This window comes from endosymbiont GvMRE of Glomus versiforme (assembly GCF_003546845.1).
In genome coordinates this window covers 160,907-177,431 of record NZ_NWVA01000003.1, presented here as the reverse complement: position 1 = coordinate 177,431, position 16,525 = coordinate 160,907, and the positions used below count along the sequence as shown (strand labels likewise).

18 protein-coding genes are annotated in these 16,525 nt (G+C 33.8%); 9 read left to right on the top strand and 9 right to left on the bottom strand.

Annotated features, from left to right (window positions below; translation table 4 throughout):
• The coding region (locus tag GvMRE_RS07875; RefSeq protein ID WP_147410665.1) for a hypothetical protein at window positions 1–351 on the bottom strand (351 nt) is incomplete at its 3' end.
• Between the two features lie 96 nt (window positions 352–447).
• On the opposite strand from GvMRE_RS07875, the gene GvMRE_RS07870 reads away from it, so the two are divergent.
• Genes GvMRE_RS07870 through GvMRE_RS07850 form a run of 5 tightly spaced genes read left to right on the top strand, consistent with a single transcriptional unit; the run spans window position 448 to window position 4,784 of the window.
• Window positions 448–2,637: a hypothetical protein gene (locus GvMRE_RS07870; protein WP_147410664.1), complete on the top strand. Its 2,190-nt coding sequence runs from the start codon at window positions 448–450 to the stop codon at window positions 2,635–2,637.
• A 14-nt stretch (window positions 2,638–2,651) separates the two neighbouring features.
• Window positions 2,652–2,954: a DUF4160 domain-containing protein gene (locus tag GvMRE_RS07865; protein ID WP_147410663.1), complete on the top strand. Its 303-nt coding sequence runs from the start codon at window positions 2,652–2,654 to the stop codon at window positions 2,952–2,954.
• A 9-nt stretch (window positions 2,955–2,963) separates the two neighbouring features.
• Window positions 2,964–3,287, top strand: coding sequence for a DUF2442 domain-containing protein (locus tag GvMRE_RS07860; protein ID WP_147410662.1), 324 nt, complete (start codon window positions 2,964–2,966; stop codon window positions 3,285–3,287).
• A 55-nt stretch (window positions 3,288–3,342) separates the two neighbouring features.
• Window positions 3,343–3,843: a type VII secretion EssA family protein gene (locus GvMRE_RS07855; RefSeq protein WP_147410661.1), complete on the top strand. Its 501-nt coding sequence runs from the start codon at window positions 3,343–3,345 to the stop codon at window positions 3,841–3,843.
• On the top strand, window positions 3,843–4,784 hold the full coding sequence (locus tag GvMRE_RS07850; RefSeq protein WP_147410660.1) for a hypothetical protein: 942 nt from the start codon (window positions 3,843–3,845) through the stop codon (window positions 4,782–4,784). Before GvMRE_RS07855 ends, GvMRE_RS07850 begins: the two co-directional genes overlap by 1 nt.
• Window positions 4,785–4,876: 92 nt before the next feature.
• On the opposite strand, the gene GvMRE_RS07845 is transcribed toward GvMRE_RS07850, so the two are convergent.
• The 6 genes from GvMRE_RS07845 to GvMRE_RS07820 form a co-directional block, all read right to left on the bottom strand.
• Window positions 4,877–5,983, bottom strand: a complete 1,107-nt coding sequence (locus tag GvMRE_RS07845) for a hypothetical protein (protein ID WP_147410659.1) — start codon at window positions 5,981–5,983, stop codon at window positions 4,877–4,879.
• The gene (locus GvMRE_RS07840; protein WP_147409380.1) at window positions 5,976–6,419 is read right to left on the bottom strand and encodes a hypothetical protein; all 444 of its coding nucleotides are present in this window, start codon (window positions 6,417–6,419) and stop codon (window positions 5,976–5,978) included. Before GvMRE_RS07840 ends, GvMRE_RS07845 begins: the two co-directional genes overlap by 8 nt.
• Window positions 6,412–6,639, bottom strand: coding sequence for a hypothetical protein (locus tag GvMRE_RS07835; protein WP_147409674.1), 228 nt, complete (start codon window positions 6,637–6,639; stop codon window positions 6,412–6,414). The genes GvMRE_RS07840 and GvMRE_RS07835 overlap by 8 nt, the downstream gene beginning before the upstream one ends.
• A gap of 5 nt (window positions 6,640–6,644) precedes the next feature.
• The gene (locus GvMRE_RS07830; RefSeq protein ID WP_147409675.1) at window positions 6,645–7,088 is read right to left on the bottom strand and encodes a hypothetical protein; all 444 of its coding nucleotides are present in this window, start codon (window positions 7,086–7,088) and stop codon (window positions 6,645–6,647) included.
• A gap of 268 nt (window positions 7,089–7,356) precedes the next feature.
• The gene (locus tag GvMRE_RS07825) at window positions 7,357–7,875 is read right to left on the bottom strand and encodes a DNA methyltransferase (protein WP_172575323.1); all 519 of its coding nucleotides are present in this window, start codon (window positions 7,873–7,875) and stop codon (window positions 7,357–7,359) included.
• Between the two features lie 33 nt (window positions 7,876–7,908).
• Complete coding sequence (locus GvMRE_RS07820; protein WP_147410657.1) at window positions 7,909–8,097, bottom strand: hypothetical protein; 189 nt, start codon at window positions 8,095–8,097, stop codon at window positions 7,909–7,911.
• A 94-nt stretch (window positions 8,098–8,191) separates the two neighbouring features.
• On the opposite strand from GvMRE_RS07820, the gene GvMRE_RS07815 reads away from it, so the two are divergent.
• The 4 genes from GvMRE_RS07815 to GvMRE_RS07800 all read left to right on the top strand — a co-directional run bounded on the left by GvMRE_RS07815 (window position 8,192) and on the right by GvMRE_RS07800 (window position 13,156).
• Window positions 8,192–9,847 carry a leucine-rich repeat domain-containing protein gene (locus tag GvMRE_RS07815; RefSeq protein ID WP_147410656.1) on the top strand — a complete coding sequence of 552 codons (1,656 nt, stop codon included), beginning with the start codon at window positions 8,192–8,194 and terminating at the stop codon, window positions 9,845–9,847.
• A 90-nt stretch (window positions 9,848–9,937) separates the two neighbouring features.
• The gene (locus tag GvMRE_RS07810) at window positions 9,938–11,215 is read left to right on the top strand and encodes a protein kinase domain-containing protein (RefSeq protein ID WP_147410655.1); all 1,278 of its coding nucleotides are present in this window, start codon (window positions 9,938–9,940) and stop codon (window positions 11,213–11,215) included.
• Window positions 11,215–12,474: a coiled-coil domain-containing protein gene (locus GvMRE_RS07805; RefSeq protein ID WP_147410654.1), complete on the top strand. Its 1,260-nt coding sequence runs from the start codon at window positions 11,215–11,217 to the stop codon at window positions 12,472–12,474. The genes GvMRE_RS07810 and GvMRE_RS07805 overlap by 1 nt, the downstream gene beginning before the upstream one ends.
• Entirely contained in the window at window positions 12,467–13,156 is a 690-nt protein-coding gene (locus GvMRE_RS07800) for a hypothetical protein (protein WP_147410653.1), read from the top strand. Before GvMRE_RS07805 ends, GvMRE_RS07800 begins: the two co-directional genes overlap by 8 nt.
• Before the next feature lie 25 nt (window positions 13,157–13,181).
• On the opposite strand, the gene GvMRE_RS07795 is transcribed toward GvMRE_RS07800, so the two are convergent.
• Together GvMRE_RS07795 and GvMRE_RS07790 are read right to left on the bottom strand one after the other, a co-directional pair.
• Window positions 13,182–13,535 (bottom strand): hypothetical protein, encoded by a 354-nt coding sequence (locus tag GvMRE_RS07795; protein ID WP_147410652.1) that lies wholly within the window; start codon window positions 13,533–13,535, stop codon window positions 13,182–13,184.
• Between the two features lie 2 nt (window positions 13,536–13,537).
• Window positions 13,538–16,348 (bottom strand): hypothetical protein, encoded by a 2,811-nt coding sequence (locus tag GvMRE_RS07790; protein ID WP_147410651.1) that lies wholly within the window; start codon window positions 16,346–16,348, stop codon window positions 13,538–13,540.
• Window positions 16,349–16,525 lie beyond the last annotated feature (177 nt).

Here is a 16,525-nt window from a genome sequence, read left to right as displayed (position 1 = left end):
TTTAGATGATGAAGTGGATTGATTAGATTTTTGCTGGCAATTAGAAGCATGCTCTTTTAATTCTTCGGTTTGGTCTCCATAACTATTAGATTTGATTATTTTGATTACTGCTTGGCAGGAGGGGCATGTTTCATTATTATAATTAATACCATGAACAAAACTTGAATATTGAACCTTATTAGGATTATCAGGGTTTTTATTATGACAAAATTCAGCTTCAATAAACTCAAACTTTTCTAACTTTTCTTTCTTTTTAACTTCTCAATTCTCAGTTTTTTCAAGTAATTCTTTCTGTTTTTTTATACATTCTTCACAAGGATTATCTTTGCTACATTTTATCTTTTCTGACATGATATTAAATTTTAATGATATGTCATAATAATATATTGCTGATATATCAACACTGAAATTATACTAATTATTTTATAATTAGTTAAAAATATAAATATGCCAATTTCTAATTTAGATAAATTACATTATTCCTTTTGCTCTGATTTGGGATATAAAGTGGTTGCTGATGGAGAATGACCAACAAAACTTGACTTTTCTCTATTCAAAGTTAAGCAAAAAGTAGATGAAGGTTTCAGTGGAATAGATGTATTTAATGATGAAAAACTTTTTATACCTGGATTTTATGAAGTCAAAAAAGTAGGGCAAGATTTTTGAGACACTCTAACTGAAAAAGAATATCAGACTTTTATTGCTCCTACTGATTATAATGCTGATGGGAAATTGTTTTATGAATTTCAAACCAAATTGCTTGTTTCAATTCCTAACGAAATTTTTCAACATAAGCATTTGCCGACTCACTCTACTTTTCAATTTTACTTTCTTAATAATTCTTTGTTTACGGCTAACCTGCCTTATTTAGATATTGGTGATTTTGAGAATAATGGTAGCCAACAAATCAGAGTTCATTGAGCAATTAAGGCTAATCCAGCAGGAACTTATGTTGTTTTTCGTAGTGGCCACATTTTCTTTAAATGGAAAATAGAAGTTAGGCAGGGAATAGTAAACATGTCCCTAGTAAAAGTAATGATTGATGGAGTAAGCCAAACCATAAAAGGAGCAACCCAAGCAGCAGCAAGTTTCTTTGGCATTGATACCAGTGGAGCTGACAAAGCCAAAGAGGAAATGGCTAGCAATTTAGTTGGCAAAGATAGAGGTGGTAGTTTTATGGAACGAGAAAGGAGCCAAAGAATACAAGAACAACAGACAGCAAGAATGTTCCAATCTGCTTTATCACATGCAGGAGATAATCCAATTGAACCAAGTATATTCTATGCCAACACAGTAAAGTTTCCTTATAACTTATTTGATTTTTGGCTTAGAACTGAACAAAAAGCTTTCATTTGTCGGTTTTATTACAGCAACAACCTTTTAAACAACCTTAAACATAACAATAACGAAAATCCTATTACTTATCCACTAAACATAACTTTTGAGAAACTCGGATATATCCTCCGACCTGGTTATTTTCAAGGTAAATTAACCCTAGACTATGACCCAGATGGAAGAATGGCAGAATGCTTTGCCCGAGGAGTGACTTTTTATGAAGACAAAAAAGAACATTTTATTAATCCTGACTTGGGAGTTAAAGAAGCAGTAAATCGTGTTCAGTATTCGTCTTTTTGCCATGGTCAAAATTACACAGCCCAAGCCATCACCGACGGAGACGAACCCTGAACCAACGAAATCAACCGAACCAAAGGCTCCAACTATCACCAAAGAGCTCACTTTTTCATAACTTTCGAGGATGGCAGTAAAGACCATTGATTAGTTTTATTCCCCCAATCTTTCCAAGATAGTGATTTACACGAAGGACACACTCATGGAGGATTTGACTTGAAGTTCAACAAACCCGTCAAAGAATTCATAGATGTTTACACCTGTATCGGCTGTGGAGCTGCCAGCACTCAAGGATATGGTGTTAATACTCCTGGGTTTTTAGATTTACACCGTGATTATGATGGTGGGAATGACAGTTTAGACCGTATCCATAAAGGACTGCCTTATAATCCTTGATTTGATAAACTAACCAGTGCTAGATTAGAGGGTAGTTATTGAAAAACAGCTGACAATGATAGGTGTTTAGGTTCCTCGGGTGATGTTTGAGAATTCACCGGACAGTATATTCGCGGTAAAGACAACAAACCTTTCAATGAAGCTTATGGATTTATCCCCACCGGTGGCACAATTAGGTGAACAACCAAAGGAGGAACTTCTCGAATCGAATGACAAAAAATTCCCGGTCATGATGACTTCGACCAACTAGACTGAAGCCCACCAGCAGGCTCTGGTGGAGAGACAGAAATCCCTCTATCTGACCCGGAAATAAATGTCCCTGAACCAGGAGAAGGAGACATTGTCCCTGATAATGATTTCCCAGAAGTTGACCCCTTTGACCTAGGCGGAGGAGAACCAGAAATACTACCTATTGAGCCTGATATTCCTCCGGACATAGATGTTCCTGATGATGAACCCGGACCAGATATTGATATTCCTGACATTGAACCACCCGAAATTGACCCACCAGAGATAGACCCTAATGAACCTGACCCAGGACAAGACCCAGATCCAAATGATATTGACCCTGGTGATGTTGACCCAGGAGGAGATGATGAAGATGGAGATTAAAAACTAAACTATTAATGGTTTCAATTTTTGAAAAAAAAGACCCAAGGAGAAATTGGAGAGGTTATGATTTTATTCTTCGTCCAGGAGAATTTGCCGAAGACCCTAATAAAGAAATACACATTCATGTTATCGGAGAAAAAGGTAGCATGAAAGTTAGATTAAATCCTCCAGAAAGAGACAAAAGCCAAGAAACTGACCTTTCTCTGTCTGAACAAAGAAAGATTGAAAAGTTTATCCAAGAAAACCTAACTGACATTAAACAAAAAATTAAAAAAGAGTTAACTAATAGAAACATCAAAACCAACCGACCATTTTAAAAATGACTTATGACAAGATTAAGAGAAATTAGGCAAGAAATTCCTTTAAGTAAGTCCAAAAGCATTTTAACAAAAAAACACTGGCATCCTAAAATACTTTCTTGCCAAGTAAACAAGAAAAAGATTACCGTGTTTTTAGAAGACAAAAGAGAAATTAGTTTGCCTTGGGAAACAATTTTTAAGCAGTGATTTATTCGGGAAGACATTAATCCTGAACAATTAAAGAACTATAAGATTTGAGGAGGAGGATATACAGTGCTTTTTCCTGAAATTGATGAGGACATACCAGTAAGAATATTTACTGAGGGAATTAATTCTGAATGTTGTTGTTAGAGTTGATAATTGAAGTTAGTTTTCTGACATGTCAATAATTAAAACTATAATTATCATGAGTAAAGAAATAAAATGTGTAAATCATAATTGTTCTTATTGTCAGAAATGATTAAAAGAAAAATTAGCCAATTGTGAAGATTGAGAAATAAAAAGAAAAGAAAGTTATCGGAAGTTTGAATTGTGTTTTTGTCCTAATGTTGGTAATAGAAATAGAAAAGATGAGGTAAGACATCCAGAAACAGGTGGCTATAATTATAAGCAAGAAAAATGCCCCTCCTGCCAAGCAGTAATCAAAATAATCAAATCTAATAGTTATGGAGACCAAACCGAAGAATTAAAAGAGCATGCTTCTAATTGCCAGCAAAAATCTAATCAATCCACTTCATCATCTAAAAGTTATCCAACTAACAAACACCAACAACAGAGAGAGAGAGAGAGAGAGAGAGAGAGAGAGAGAGAGAGCAAAAACTATTTACCCTGAATTTTAGGAGGAATAGCAATAATAATCCTAATAGTAGGATTAGTGTGATACTTCACTAGAAAGGAAAATAAATAATGGTTAATGCTCAAGAATGACTGGATAGGAATTATCCTAAAGAAGAAAGAAATAGCACCAAAGAATTATTTGTTAATGAAGTAAATTTTACTGACACTTTAGACTTAAGTGATTTTGTTAATTTAGAAGAGTTATATTGTTATGATAATCAATTATTAACAAATTTAAATTTAGATAATTGTACAAAGTTAAAGAAGATTCGTTGCCCATGTAATCAGCTAAACAATCTAGATTTAACTAATTGTAGTAAATTAGAAAAACTTGAGTGTTTTTATGATAATTACTTGCAAGACCTAAAACTTCCTGCCCAAGCCGAGCAACTAACTTATTTAGATATCAGAAACAATAACCTTTCGGAAAGAGATTTATCCATGTTTAGTCATTTGATTAATTTAGAAAGTTTGTTTGTTAATGATAATCGTTTCGTAGGTTCCTTGAAACCTTTGCAAAATTTAACTAAATTGGAGGATTTGGATATTAGCAACACCGATATTGATAGTGGAGTAGAATATTTATCAGATAGTGTTGAAAGCTTTCGTTTTTCAGCAGATGAAAGAAAAGATGCCAGATGCCAAGTTTTTTTTAATTTCTTTCCTAACGAGAAAGGAATAATAGAAGTAGATGAAGATGATCGAATCATAGACTTTCCCCAAAAACTCCAAGCCTACAAACAAAAAATAGCTAAGGAAAAAGCCCGTGAACTCTTGAAAGAAGAACTCCAAGAAAAAGACCAACAAATTCAAGAATTAAAAATCCAACTAGAACAAACACAAAAAGAAAATAAAGAACTCAAACAACAATTAACCATTACTCAAACTGAAAATCAAAGCCTCCTCAATCTCTACAATAATCTTTGAGAACAGATAAATAATTCAGAAATTATCCAAGAAGCAAAAATCCTCCAACCCACTTACGGCACTCCTGGACCATCTAAAAAATAACAATTCCTTTACAATTTCACTCAATTTTCCTTGCTCCTAATAATTCCACTCACCAACTTAATTTTTCCTTATAATTTTGCTTGTTTTTCCCTTTAGGTTTTATTCACCTTCCCCTGAACTCCCTTAATCAATCCAAGAAATCAATCTCTCCCCCGATAATCTCTAAATCTCAACATTCCTTCTTTAAGCAGTTTCACTCATTTCTTAACAATCTCTTCTTTTTTCCTTAACCTACAATTCTTTAACTTACTTTTAGCTACTTCCTCTCAATCAAAGCAAAAGTTAATAAGAGTGCTATCAGTCTGCTTAGTGTTTTTGGTGAAATGCAGCAAAGCATATTTCTTGTGGACTTTCCTTTCTCCTAATTCACAAAAAAAGAAGTCTTGGATGGAGTAAACTATCCGATACTTTTTCATTTGGTCTTCATCAATCATAAAATCATCTCAATTAACTGTGCTAGGGTTGATTTTCTCTTCTAAGGCTCGGGAGTGAGCATCATATTCACCTTCAATTAAGTTGAGATATAACAATCATTCTACTCCTTGCTCGTCTTTGGCAATCTCTAATACTCCGGAGTTATCATTCTTGCTCTTTTTCTCTTCTGCCAACTTCCGTAACTTATGAATATTCTTAAAAACATCTAAAAACCAAGCACTAAATAAATAAGGATTAGCCAGAAAAGTGATTTTAGTTTGAAGTGGCAAGGCTTTGCCATCCTTGCCCTTCCTGCCCTTCAAACTATCAATTAAGTCCTTAAACATTCACTGTTCAGTTCGACCCCCGACATAGAGGAATTCTTGGTCAATCGGAATAGCTTCTTCAAAGACGATTTCTTGGTAAACAGTTCGGGCAATGGCTCCTCGGGCTCTTTGGTAAGAAAAGAGGTCGTAAAAATCTATTCTTTTAGTTCCTTGGTAGAATAGTCCTCGTTCTTTGATTTCGAAGTGATTACGGTTGAGATTAGGATACTCTTCACAAAACTTGGCTACTAAGTCTTCAAAAAAAGGTTTGGTGGAAAGGAGACTGTCATGTCAACGACGACGAATTCAAGCAAAACGGGAAGTGTTGTTAGGTTTGATTATTTCCTCTAAAAAGAACCAGCCCTTAGTGTCAGACTTTCCTCTTTTACGGCTTGTAAAGTAGATGTGAAAGAGTGGAGAGAGTTTGTAAATTCCTTTCCAGTTAATTAACTTACTCATATTCCCTCCCTAATCAGTAAACTAACCAAGCATCTAGTTCATGGATACTAATTCTCTGGTTCTTTCAACTTCACCCTTTACCTCGGCCTTTCTTAAACTCTAAGCCTGCTATGGTTTTGGTTCCACTAAGTAGTTTGGTTTTTAAGGCTTTCACCTGATTAACTGGCACACTCTTCACCTTCTCCACCGGCAATACTTCTAGGGTTCCCAGCAACTTTAATAAACTGGTCATGTCCTTGCCTTTGGTGTTAATAAAATTCGTGTGTTCGTAAAGCAAAACAGTGGGCTGATAGGTTTTGACTAAAGAAACAATAAAATCATAGTGTTTTTGCCACTCTTTTCCTTGATAGTGATTAAACTTCTCTTGTTTGCCATTCTTAAAATAAATTCCTGTGGTTCCTGTCCCTGAGGGGTCAATACTTAATATTCTATTCATTTTCTTTACCTCCTAAATATTTTTCCCGTATACATAAGGGCCAACAAGGCCAGCGGGGGAAGGATTTGCTGACGCTGAAGTCAGGATTTATCCTTACCCCGCTGGGTAAGTGATATCTCACAGACAACCAGCCAGTCAGCATCTCCGTCCCGCTAGTGCCTTGGGTGGGTTTATTTTTTTTTAATTTACAAAGTAAATTATTTTTTCTTGGATAGTTCATAATGCTTACTTTTTGCCTTGGGGATAGAAGTCTAAAACTTGTTTGTTGGTGATTCATTTTCGATACTTGAAAACTAAATTCTGGCCTAAGATGGCTAATTTAGTGATTTGGTTTCATTTCTCTTGGGTGAGGTTTTCTTTTCGGGCTTGGAGAGTTTCTTTAGTGTTTCCTCCTCCGAGTTTGAGGACATAATAAGTTTGACCTTTGTTTTTGCCTTCTTTATATTTCTTTTCTGAGATTTCAGTGATGGAGCCAAAGAGGGAGTAGGTGGTGTAGTTTTGGGGTTCTTCAGAGGTGAAGTAGTAAGAGACTATTTTCTTTAAGATTTCTCCGTAAAGGTTGGTTTGGATTTCGGTTTTGGGAGAGCCAAGTTTAGTCAGTAAATATTTCTCAGTTGCTTCTTTGTTGGCTAGTTGTTGGTTTTCAAGTTGGGTTCAAAAGTTATTCATAATAAGGGTTTTAGCCTACTAAATAGACTAGCAAGTTAAGGATTATTTTAATATATCACTAACACACGAAAGCATATGAAAGTGATATATTAGTGGTATATAAAAAACTAAGAAAATGCTAAAATATTATATATAGATTGAACGGAAAAACTAATCATGGTTAATTCTAGATAAATTGTGATTATTTAGTTGAAAAGGATTGTAAGTATATTTTATGGTATACCAAAAAAATCTATATATAGTTTGTGGGGAAGTTATATATAGAAAACTAAATAAACTCCAAGCAATTTAAACAAACTTTATTTGAAGTCTGGAAAGTGGGCTTTTTAATTTTAGAGATAAACTCTTCCATCTCTCCATAAGTTAAATCACAGCCTATAAATTCCCGGTTAGTTTCCTGACAAGCCTCTAAAACAATGAAACTGCCAGCACAAGGGTCAATAATTAAATCACCCTCATTAGTAGTGGCTTCAATCAAAGCCTTAATTAACTCTTTGGGCTTTTGATGAGGGTGGTTTCTCTGACTAGTGGACAAACTGTTTTCAGTTCAGACATTACCAAAGCTTCGGTTCTTAAATAATTTGCTATTAGTAGGCTGCTTTTGGAGTAAAAAAGCAAATTCAGTTTGATTCCGAAAATAAGCACCAAAGCCAAAATAAGGTTTGGCTCAGATAAGCAAATCAACTATTTTTAACTGAGATGCTTGGAGTAATCAATTTGGCACTCGGTCAGTGCCGAGAATAGTTTTGTTTACTCACAGCAGACAAAAGCCGCTGGTCTTCAACACTCGCTCAATTTCTTTTAAGATGTGGCTAATTTGTTAGTCAGATTGGAAGTGTAGAGGGTAATTTAACTTTAAAACAGTACTAACTTTCTCGTATTGAGGGTCAAGAAAAACCAAACTAGCACTACTTTCCGGCAAAGAAGTTAATAACTCTAAGGCTTCTCCTTGCTGGGGAGTGTTAAATTGGTATCTACTCTCTCTCTCTCTCTCTCTGGAATTGGACATATTGATTTTATTTTTAGGGAAAATTAAGTTTAGTAATTTGGAAACAAGGAAGTTTTTTGGTGGTATACTAAAATAATTATATTATGGATAATTTATGAAAAGAACAAATAGACGATACAGAGAAGGGAGAGAGAGAGAGAGAGAGAGAGTTGAAAAAGAAACAATAAATCTTCAACAATGATTAGATCAGCAATATCAGGCTAAAGAAGATAAGGGAAGAATTAAAGAAATAATCATTGGCGAGCGTGATAGATTTAAATCCAATTTAACACTAACTAAAGAACAAGCTAAAGAACTAGAAGGAGGAAACCTAAATTTAAGCGAATACCCTAACTTAGAAAAATTATGAATTTGAGGAAATTACCTAAAGACTCCTTTAACTAAATTAGAATTAGGAAAAAAACCTAAACTTACTCTTTTACAATGTTCCCTTAACCAACTATCTACTTTAGATTTAAATAACTGTCTTAATTTAAAGGAAGTTCATTGCTGAAAAAATGAATTAACTGAATTAAAAGTAGATAAGTTAAAAAAACTTGCTGAATTAAGTTGTAGTGATAACCAATTAAAAAGCATAAGTTATCCAACAAATCCAGAAAAATTAACTTATTTAAGTATAGAAAATAATAATCTAGATGAACATGACATATCAACTTTTAGCAAGTTTACTAATTTACAAGAATTGTTTATTGGTAATGACGATGGAAAAAAAATTGAAGAAAACAAATATAACCGTTTCCTTGGTAACCTAGAAACCTTGGAAGGTTTAACTGAGTTAGAAAAGCTTCACATTAGTAATACTAATATCAGTGGAAGCATTAAATGCTTACCAAAAAGCATCAAAATGATCTATTGCTCTAGCCGAGAAATACCTAAAAGCCAAGTGCAGAAGATTGAAGAGAAGTTAAAGGCAAACAAGATTTTCTCTATTGTTAGTGAGGGTATGTATAAAAGAATTTGAACTGATATTCATGATAATTTTGCTAAAAAAGATTTAAATGACAAAATTTATCAACGATATTGAGAAGAAGCAGACCTAACTTATCAAGAAGCTAAAAAATGAATTAAAGTTGGATTTGAACCAAAAGATTATAAAGAAGTTAAACTCTGAAAAAACCATAATTTCACCTCCCAAGAAGTTAAATCTTGACTAGATATTGGTTTAGATAAAAATGATGCTGTATTTGCTGCTTATTTTAGATACAAAGGATATCAGCCCAGTTCAGAATTGAAACAAGAGTTAGAACAATTAAAAAAAGATGGCATACCTGCTCAAGAATATTTAGATTGAAGGTATCCTGAAGAGATAAGAAATGAAGTCAAATACTTGAATATTTCCGAACAATATCTTGGTGGTCTTTTAAAATTAGAAGAATTTGTCAATCTAAAAGTACTAAATTGTTCCAAAAACAAACTTACTTCCCTCCAACTTAATTGTCCGCAGTTAAAGGATCTTAATGTGAGTGATAATGAACATTTAGCTGGTTCTTTAAAGCCTTTTAAAGAGATGAAAAGGTTAAAACGATTAGACATCAGCAATACTAATATTAGTTTTAACATGTGAGAATATTTGTGATTTTCAACTAAAACTGCGTTTCGTTGCACTACAAAACTCGAAGAAATTATTAACCAATTAAATTCGCTTACTAATTACAGTAGTCAAGCAATAAACTATTGGAAACATTATTGAGAAGGATCATATTTTTTTGCAAAAGTTAACTTAATGAAACTTTTAATTAAAAACAGCTAACTCGAAGTTGAAACAATTGGAAAAATAAAAAACTTTAATCATTCATGCTTATTAACTCCTGAACAAAAAGAAGTGTTAATTGGAAAGTTAATGCTTGATAAAGAACTAAGAGAAGCATGCAAAGAGTTTGGACTGTGTAGTAAGTGTCATCAACCTAATATCGGAAAAGACTGATGTAAGTCTTGCACAAGAGGTAATCCTGAAGTTGATCAATTCATTCAAAAGCAACAAACACTAAAGTGAATACCTTATAAAAATTTTATCAATACCAAACACTTAGCAGACGGTGGATTTAGCACTGTGTACAAAGCCAAATTGAATGGTGAAAAGGTAGTTCTAAAAAAGTTGAATGGCTCTCAAAATACGACAAAGGATTTTCTGCAAGAAGTTGCTTGTCATAAGTTATTATTTAAAAAAGGAACTGAATTTATTGTGGAATGCTGTGGAATCTCAGAATATCCAGATACTAAAGAATATATCATGGTAATGAAGTATATTTCGGGTGGCAATCTGCGACAATATTTGCAAGATAATTATAATAAGCCAAACTTTGAGGAAAAAATTAATTTTTTACTGTGGAGCATAGCATCTGGACTGAATACAATTCACCAACAAAAATTAATTCATAAAGATTTTCACTCAGGAAATATTATTATGCTAGATAATTTTAGTTATATTACTGATTTAGGTTTATGTAAACCAGCAAACGAAGCAAGCAAAGAAAATAAAATATTCGGAGTGATGCCTTATGTTGCTCCAGAAATATTGCTAGAAAAGCCTTATACCCAAGCTAGTGATATTTATTCTTTTGGGATAATTGCTTATGAAGTGTTATCAGGATTACCTCCTTATTATGATAGAGAGCATGATATTCATCTAGCAGTAGAAGTATGTAAAGGTCTACGACCCCAGTTTCAAATCAAAATACCTCAATTGTTAGAAGATTTAATTAAAAGATGCTGAGATGTTGATCCTGCCCAAAGACCAACTGCCCAAGAAATAAAAAGAACTTTACAAAAGTGAGAGGAAGAAATCAGCAAAAAAGAGAGTACTGAATTCACTCAACAACTCCAAGAAGCCGAAGAACACAATAAAACCTTACCTGATGAAATCAAGTATCCTGATACAACAAAGAAAAAGAACCCAGGAGCAGTTTATACTAGTAGACTTTTACCAACAGGAGAAATTAGCAGACTATTGCAAAAGTTCCAGAGTAGTGAGCAGTATAAAGTTTCAAAAGAATTTGATATCAATAACCTTAATTTAGATGAACTTAACTTCCAAGAGCAAGAACAAACTTCTCAAGAAGCAAAAATCATCCAACCCACTTACGGAACCCCTGGTTCCAGCAAAGGAGGCAATCACTAATGAACACCCCTAATTATGGAGAGAGAGAGAGAGAGAGCAAATCTAAAAAACACTTAATTTGAGTAATTATTGCCTTAGTTTTCTTAGCAATTATTGGTGGTTTAGTATATTTTCTTACCAGACCTAAGGAAACTAAGCAAAATAACTCTCTTGCCACCACTAAAACTACTGCTAACCAGCCAAATACTCAATTCTTCCAAAATCAACTAACCAAAATTAAAAAAGCCAAACAAGAGTTAAATCAAGCTATTCTTCAACACGAAAATATCTTAAAAGAAAGACAAAAAGAAGCCACTAGTCTTAAACAAACTGAATCTGAAATCCAAGACATTCAAAGATTAGAAAACTTTCTCACCAACTTAAAAACTAAAAAGCAAAAAATAGAAAGCATTTTACCTAAACTAGAAGAGCAAATAAATAATCTTGCCCAAGAAATTGAATTAAAGGAAGAAATCATCCAACAAATCAGAAAAGAAATCAAAGAACTCAATCAAGAATTAGAAATACCTGAAGAGCCCAAGAAAGTTCCAACTAATCCGCAAAAAACTAACCCTAACCCAATTTCACCTAAAACAGCAAATAACCCTGCTAATCCAAACAACAAAGACGACAAAAACAATTCTCCTGCTCAAATCTTCCAAAATCTTCGGCAACAAAGCCAAGAATTGACTACTTTACTAGACGAAATAATTGAGAATTATGAAAAGAAATTAAAAGATTTTGATGCTGCTGAAAAGCAAGCTAAAGAAGCTGGTGCTGAAGATTTTTGACAAGAAACTATGGGCAAATTTATAGAATTCTTGAAGTTTCATCTAGATATGTCGAAAAGACAAAAAGAAAACTTATTAGAACACTATGCTTCAGAGAAAAACTACAACGAATTTCTTAAACAGGGTTCAGAGAGTCAACAAACTCATGTTTCTATGTTCGAAGATACTTTAAATCATGTTCTAGATGAAAGCAGGATAAGATTGAAAGAACTTATTCGCGACCATTATCTTGGTAATTTTATTAAGATGGGTAATGAAATGCTTGACGGTTTAAAAGAAGCGAAAAAGAACGGTTTAGAAGTTGACCAAGCAGAAGTAAATAAATTAGAAAAGCAACTTAAAGAAATCCAAGAGGTATGAGAAAACATTCGTGATAAATTAGAAGACTTTGAAAACAAAAACATAGTTGAAAAAGTTCAACTTGTTAAAGAAGCATGGAAAACTGCTCTAGAATTAGAACAAAAGACGCAAGGAGGCAACCATGAATAAAGCCTGCGTTAACTGCCAAAAACAATCCTCAATTTGGCACTATATCTACGACCCTGATACTAAAAAAATAGAAGTCACTTTAGCCGACACAGAACCCCAAGGGAACCAACTAGTCTTTTGCAGTAAAGATTGCTATGAAGAAAAATTCTTTCCTGAAAAGAAAAAAGAGCAACATAAACTCTCTCACTATGCCGTTTGTGATAAGAAATCCTTAGTTTACCACTACATTTGAGACAAACGCACCAAAGTCTTAGAAGAAAGCACTAGTAACGCTACTAATCCTGAGCATCAATGAGTATTTTGCACCGAAAAACATTTTAAACAGTGAGAAAGCCAAAGAAAACAAGAAGCCGAAAAAGAATTAAACTTAACTTGAAATAAACTAAACTCAGAAAAAGGAAATTTAGAAGTTCCTAATTTTCCTACTTTAGAAGAATTGCGACAAAAGCAAGAAAAGGAAGAATTAGAAAGTTATATTAAGCAAATCTTACAAGAAATTCAGCAAGTTAAACAGAATCAAGCCAATGTTTCCTCTAAAGCAGGCAATGCTGATAACAAAGAGAATAAATCTTTCTTTGAAAAGAATAAAGTGCTTGTTATCATAGGAGGAGTAGTAATCTTGGCAGTAATAGCAGGGTTAGTTTTTTGAATAGTGAAGTTGAAAAAGGGCAAAGAGAATTAAGTCAAAGTAATTTGCTTAACTTTCTCTAATAATCATTCCCTAGTACACTATCTACAATAGAAATTATCTCTCTTATAATGTCTACAACTCTATCTTTGGATATTGATGCCATACTAGGAAGTGATGTCATAGTATTAAGAAGTCCAGGAATACGAGTGCTTCGTTGTTTAACTTTATCAAGGGCTCCTCTTAAATCCATTATTTTCCTGATGAATTCATACTTTTCATTAGTTTCTTTCCTTAACTCTGCTTTAATTTCAGTGTTTTCTTTGCTAATTTCTTTTGTTGTTTCACCTAACTTCTTCACTTTCTCTTTCAATAAAGCAAACTCTTTTCTCCTCTGTCTTAATTCCTCTTTTAATCTCTCTAATTCATTCATAATTAACTAAAAAAATTGGGGTCACTAATACTCTTAATCTTGGCTTCCAAAGCTGCTTTGCTATAAGAGCCACTACCTAAACACTTATTAATTAGAGTAGTCAACTCTTTCGCATTTCAGTAATAAAACTTGGCTCCGGTAGTCATGCTTACTTTCTCGCCACTTTCTCCGCCGCTCATTACTTTGGAATTAAAGATATTTAACCTCATTTCGGGGTGTTGGTTAAATAAACTTCGCACACTTGGTAAAGCGGAGCCACTAGGGGTGGTATGGCTGATATTATTGCAACTTGCAATCTCATCATCATCTAAATAATACTCATAAACAGCAGCGAAAGCTTTCTTATGAACTTCTCCTGCTGCCATCTTCTGTTCTCGGGCTTTGCTGGTAGTTTCACCTAGTTTTGAGGAAGCTTCTTTTTCTTCGGCAATTTTGCTTTGCATTTCTTGGTAAGCAGTCTCAGCTAAATTAGCTTCTTTTCGTAAGTGTTCGATTTGAGCATCCTTTTCTTGCTTTTCTTTCTCTAATTCTTGCTCTTTAAGCATTAAGTCTCGTTCATTCTTGCGTTTTAATTCTAAGATTTCTCTTTCTAATTGGGCTTTTCTTTCTTGGCATTCTTTTTCAATTCTTTGGCGAGATTCTTGGTCTTCTAAAGCAATTTGGGCTAATTGTTTTTGCATTTCTTCTTCAATTAATCGGGCTCGAGTTGCTAATCTTTCTTGCTCTTGTTGGTTTTCTTTTTCTAAGCGGTCAATTTCGGCTCGTTTTCTTTGTTCGGCTAATTCAGCTTCTTTTTGCTTGATAGCAAGGGCTTCTTCAGCCATTTTTTTCTTAGTTTCAATTTGTTCGGCTTGACTAGTTAAGCGTTTTTCTTCTTGCTCTTTTAACTCTTTTTGACGAGCTTCAAAGGCTTGTTGACGAGCTTTTAGTTCTTGTTCTTCTAGTTCTCTTTCTCTCTGGCGGCGTTCTTCTTCGGATTTTAATTTTTGTTGTTTAGTGTCTAAGTTTTGCTCACGACGATTGAATTCAAGGTTATCGAGTTTCTTGCGGGCTTCTTCGCGGGATTGTTTTTTCTTTTGCCTTTCGGCTTCTTCTTGGCTTAGGTTAGAAAATAAGTCATCATAACGAGAGCCTTGATTAGAAGATTGCGATTGCTGAGAAGTTTGTTCTTGCTCAGCATCAGTTTCTTTTCAAGTAGTTTGCGAGGAACTATAAGCCGGTAAGTGAGAAATGCTGGCTTGAATTTTATCCTCTACATACTTGGCTAAACTAGGGACTAATTCTTCTAAATTTACTTGCTTTTCTTCTATTTCTTGACCTATTTCACCTCTTTTGGCTAACTCTTCACAGTTTTTAGTTCATTGGGCTTGAAGCTTTTCCGCTTGGAAAGTTAGATAGTTTTCTCAGATTTCCTGTAATCAGGAGTGTCCCGATAAGAATTGTTTTCAATCTAGTTGCTCTGCATTAGGAGGATTATTTTGGCGATATTCTTGGAATTGCTCTTTTAAGTCTTCTAAAACAATAGTTTCATCGTTTAAAACTTGTTCTGGGGCTAACTCAATGTTATCTCTTAAATAAGCATAAAAAGCTGGCTCTTGAATAGCTTGATTTTGGTCAGTAGGAGCATGGATATTTATTCAGTCTTGGCATTGTTCATAAGAAAAACCATAACTAATCCATTCTTCTACTAACTTTTGGGTGAAATTAAGGCTAATATTTCGTCATCTTTCTCAATTAGTTTCTCTTTCCGGATTAATATTTCCTCAAGCAAAAGTTAAAAGGTCAAAAAAACTATATTTTTTCAGTGACTTAAAGCCATTAACTGCTAAAAGAGTGGCATGGTTTTGGTCGATGGCTTGTCAAGAGGTTCAAGTTTCCTCTTGGTTTTCAATTCCTAACATAATTCCTCTTTGGTCTTCGTGGTAAGTTATTCTTTCCCGATAAATAGGTAATTCTAGTTTAGCAGCTGATTCAGGGTTATTCTGAGCGAAATTTAACAAAGAAGGCAATAAACTAGCTCTAATTTGTTGGTTTCTTTGTCTAGTTTTTTCTTTTTCGGCTTCTTGTTGTTCTTTAAATAACTTCTTTTGTTCTTTTTCTAAAACTTGCTTCTTTAAGGCTTTATAAGGGTCTTTTGGCTTGCCAAACTGAGTATTTAAATCAGGAAGAACTTGCTGTTGATTAAAGAAGCTGAGACTTTCATATTTAAGTTTAAGTGCTTGGATATTTCTAAGTAAATTGGTTGAATGCTTATACTCTTTGCGTAAAGGAGCCAGGGTTTTAAGGATATTCTCGTTTTGAGAAGAAAGTTTAACTTTTGACTTAGCAAGATTTTGTTTTTCTTCTTCATTAAGTTTAATCTTTTCTAAGCCTATTCTTAGTAAGGTTTGCCGGTGCTCTTCAGTAGTTTTTCAGTTAGAAGCATTAAAAAGAGTTATTCCTAAATTTTCTAGTTTGCTTTGCTGCTCAGTGCTTAGGGAAAGAGCAGTAACAAAGAATCTTAAAGTGTTCTCTTTTTCTTCATGAGTTAAATCAAAGTTTTGTTGTTCAGTAAGGAATTGCTGACGGACATTCGTTAAATTTTGCTTGTCTTCCAGGGATTTTAAGCCCAAGGCTTCTAAGCCGGCATTAAGCAATTTAAGTTTTTGTTTAGCGGTTAGTTTAGAGAAAGTTTGGCGGAGTTCTAGTTCATGATTTTTAATTTTTTTATTTTGGAGAGCAATAACTAGAATCTGTTCCTCATTTAAATATAGTTTGCTTAAGATTTTACTTTCTTCGCTAGTAAGTTTAATCTCTTCAATAACTTTAAGCAAATTATCCTTTTGAGTGCTAGGAAGAATTGATTTAAACCAAGTTTTTACTCGTTCAAATTCAGTTTGGAAACCAGGAAAATGTTCTTCTAAACCTTCGGTGTTGATAGCACTAGCATCAATGGAAGCTTTATGTGCTTCGGCTAAGGTTTGTTGAACTTTTTCTTGCTGTGCTTTTAA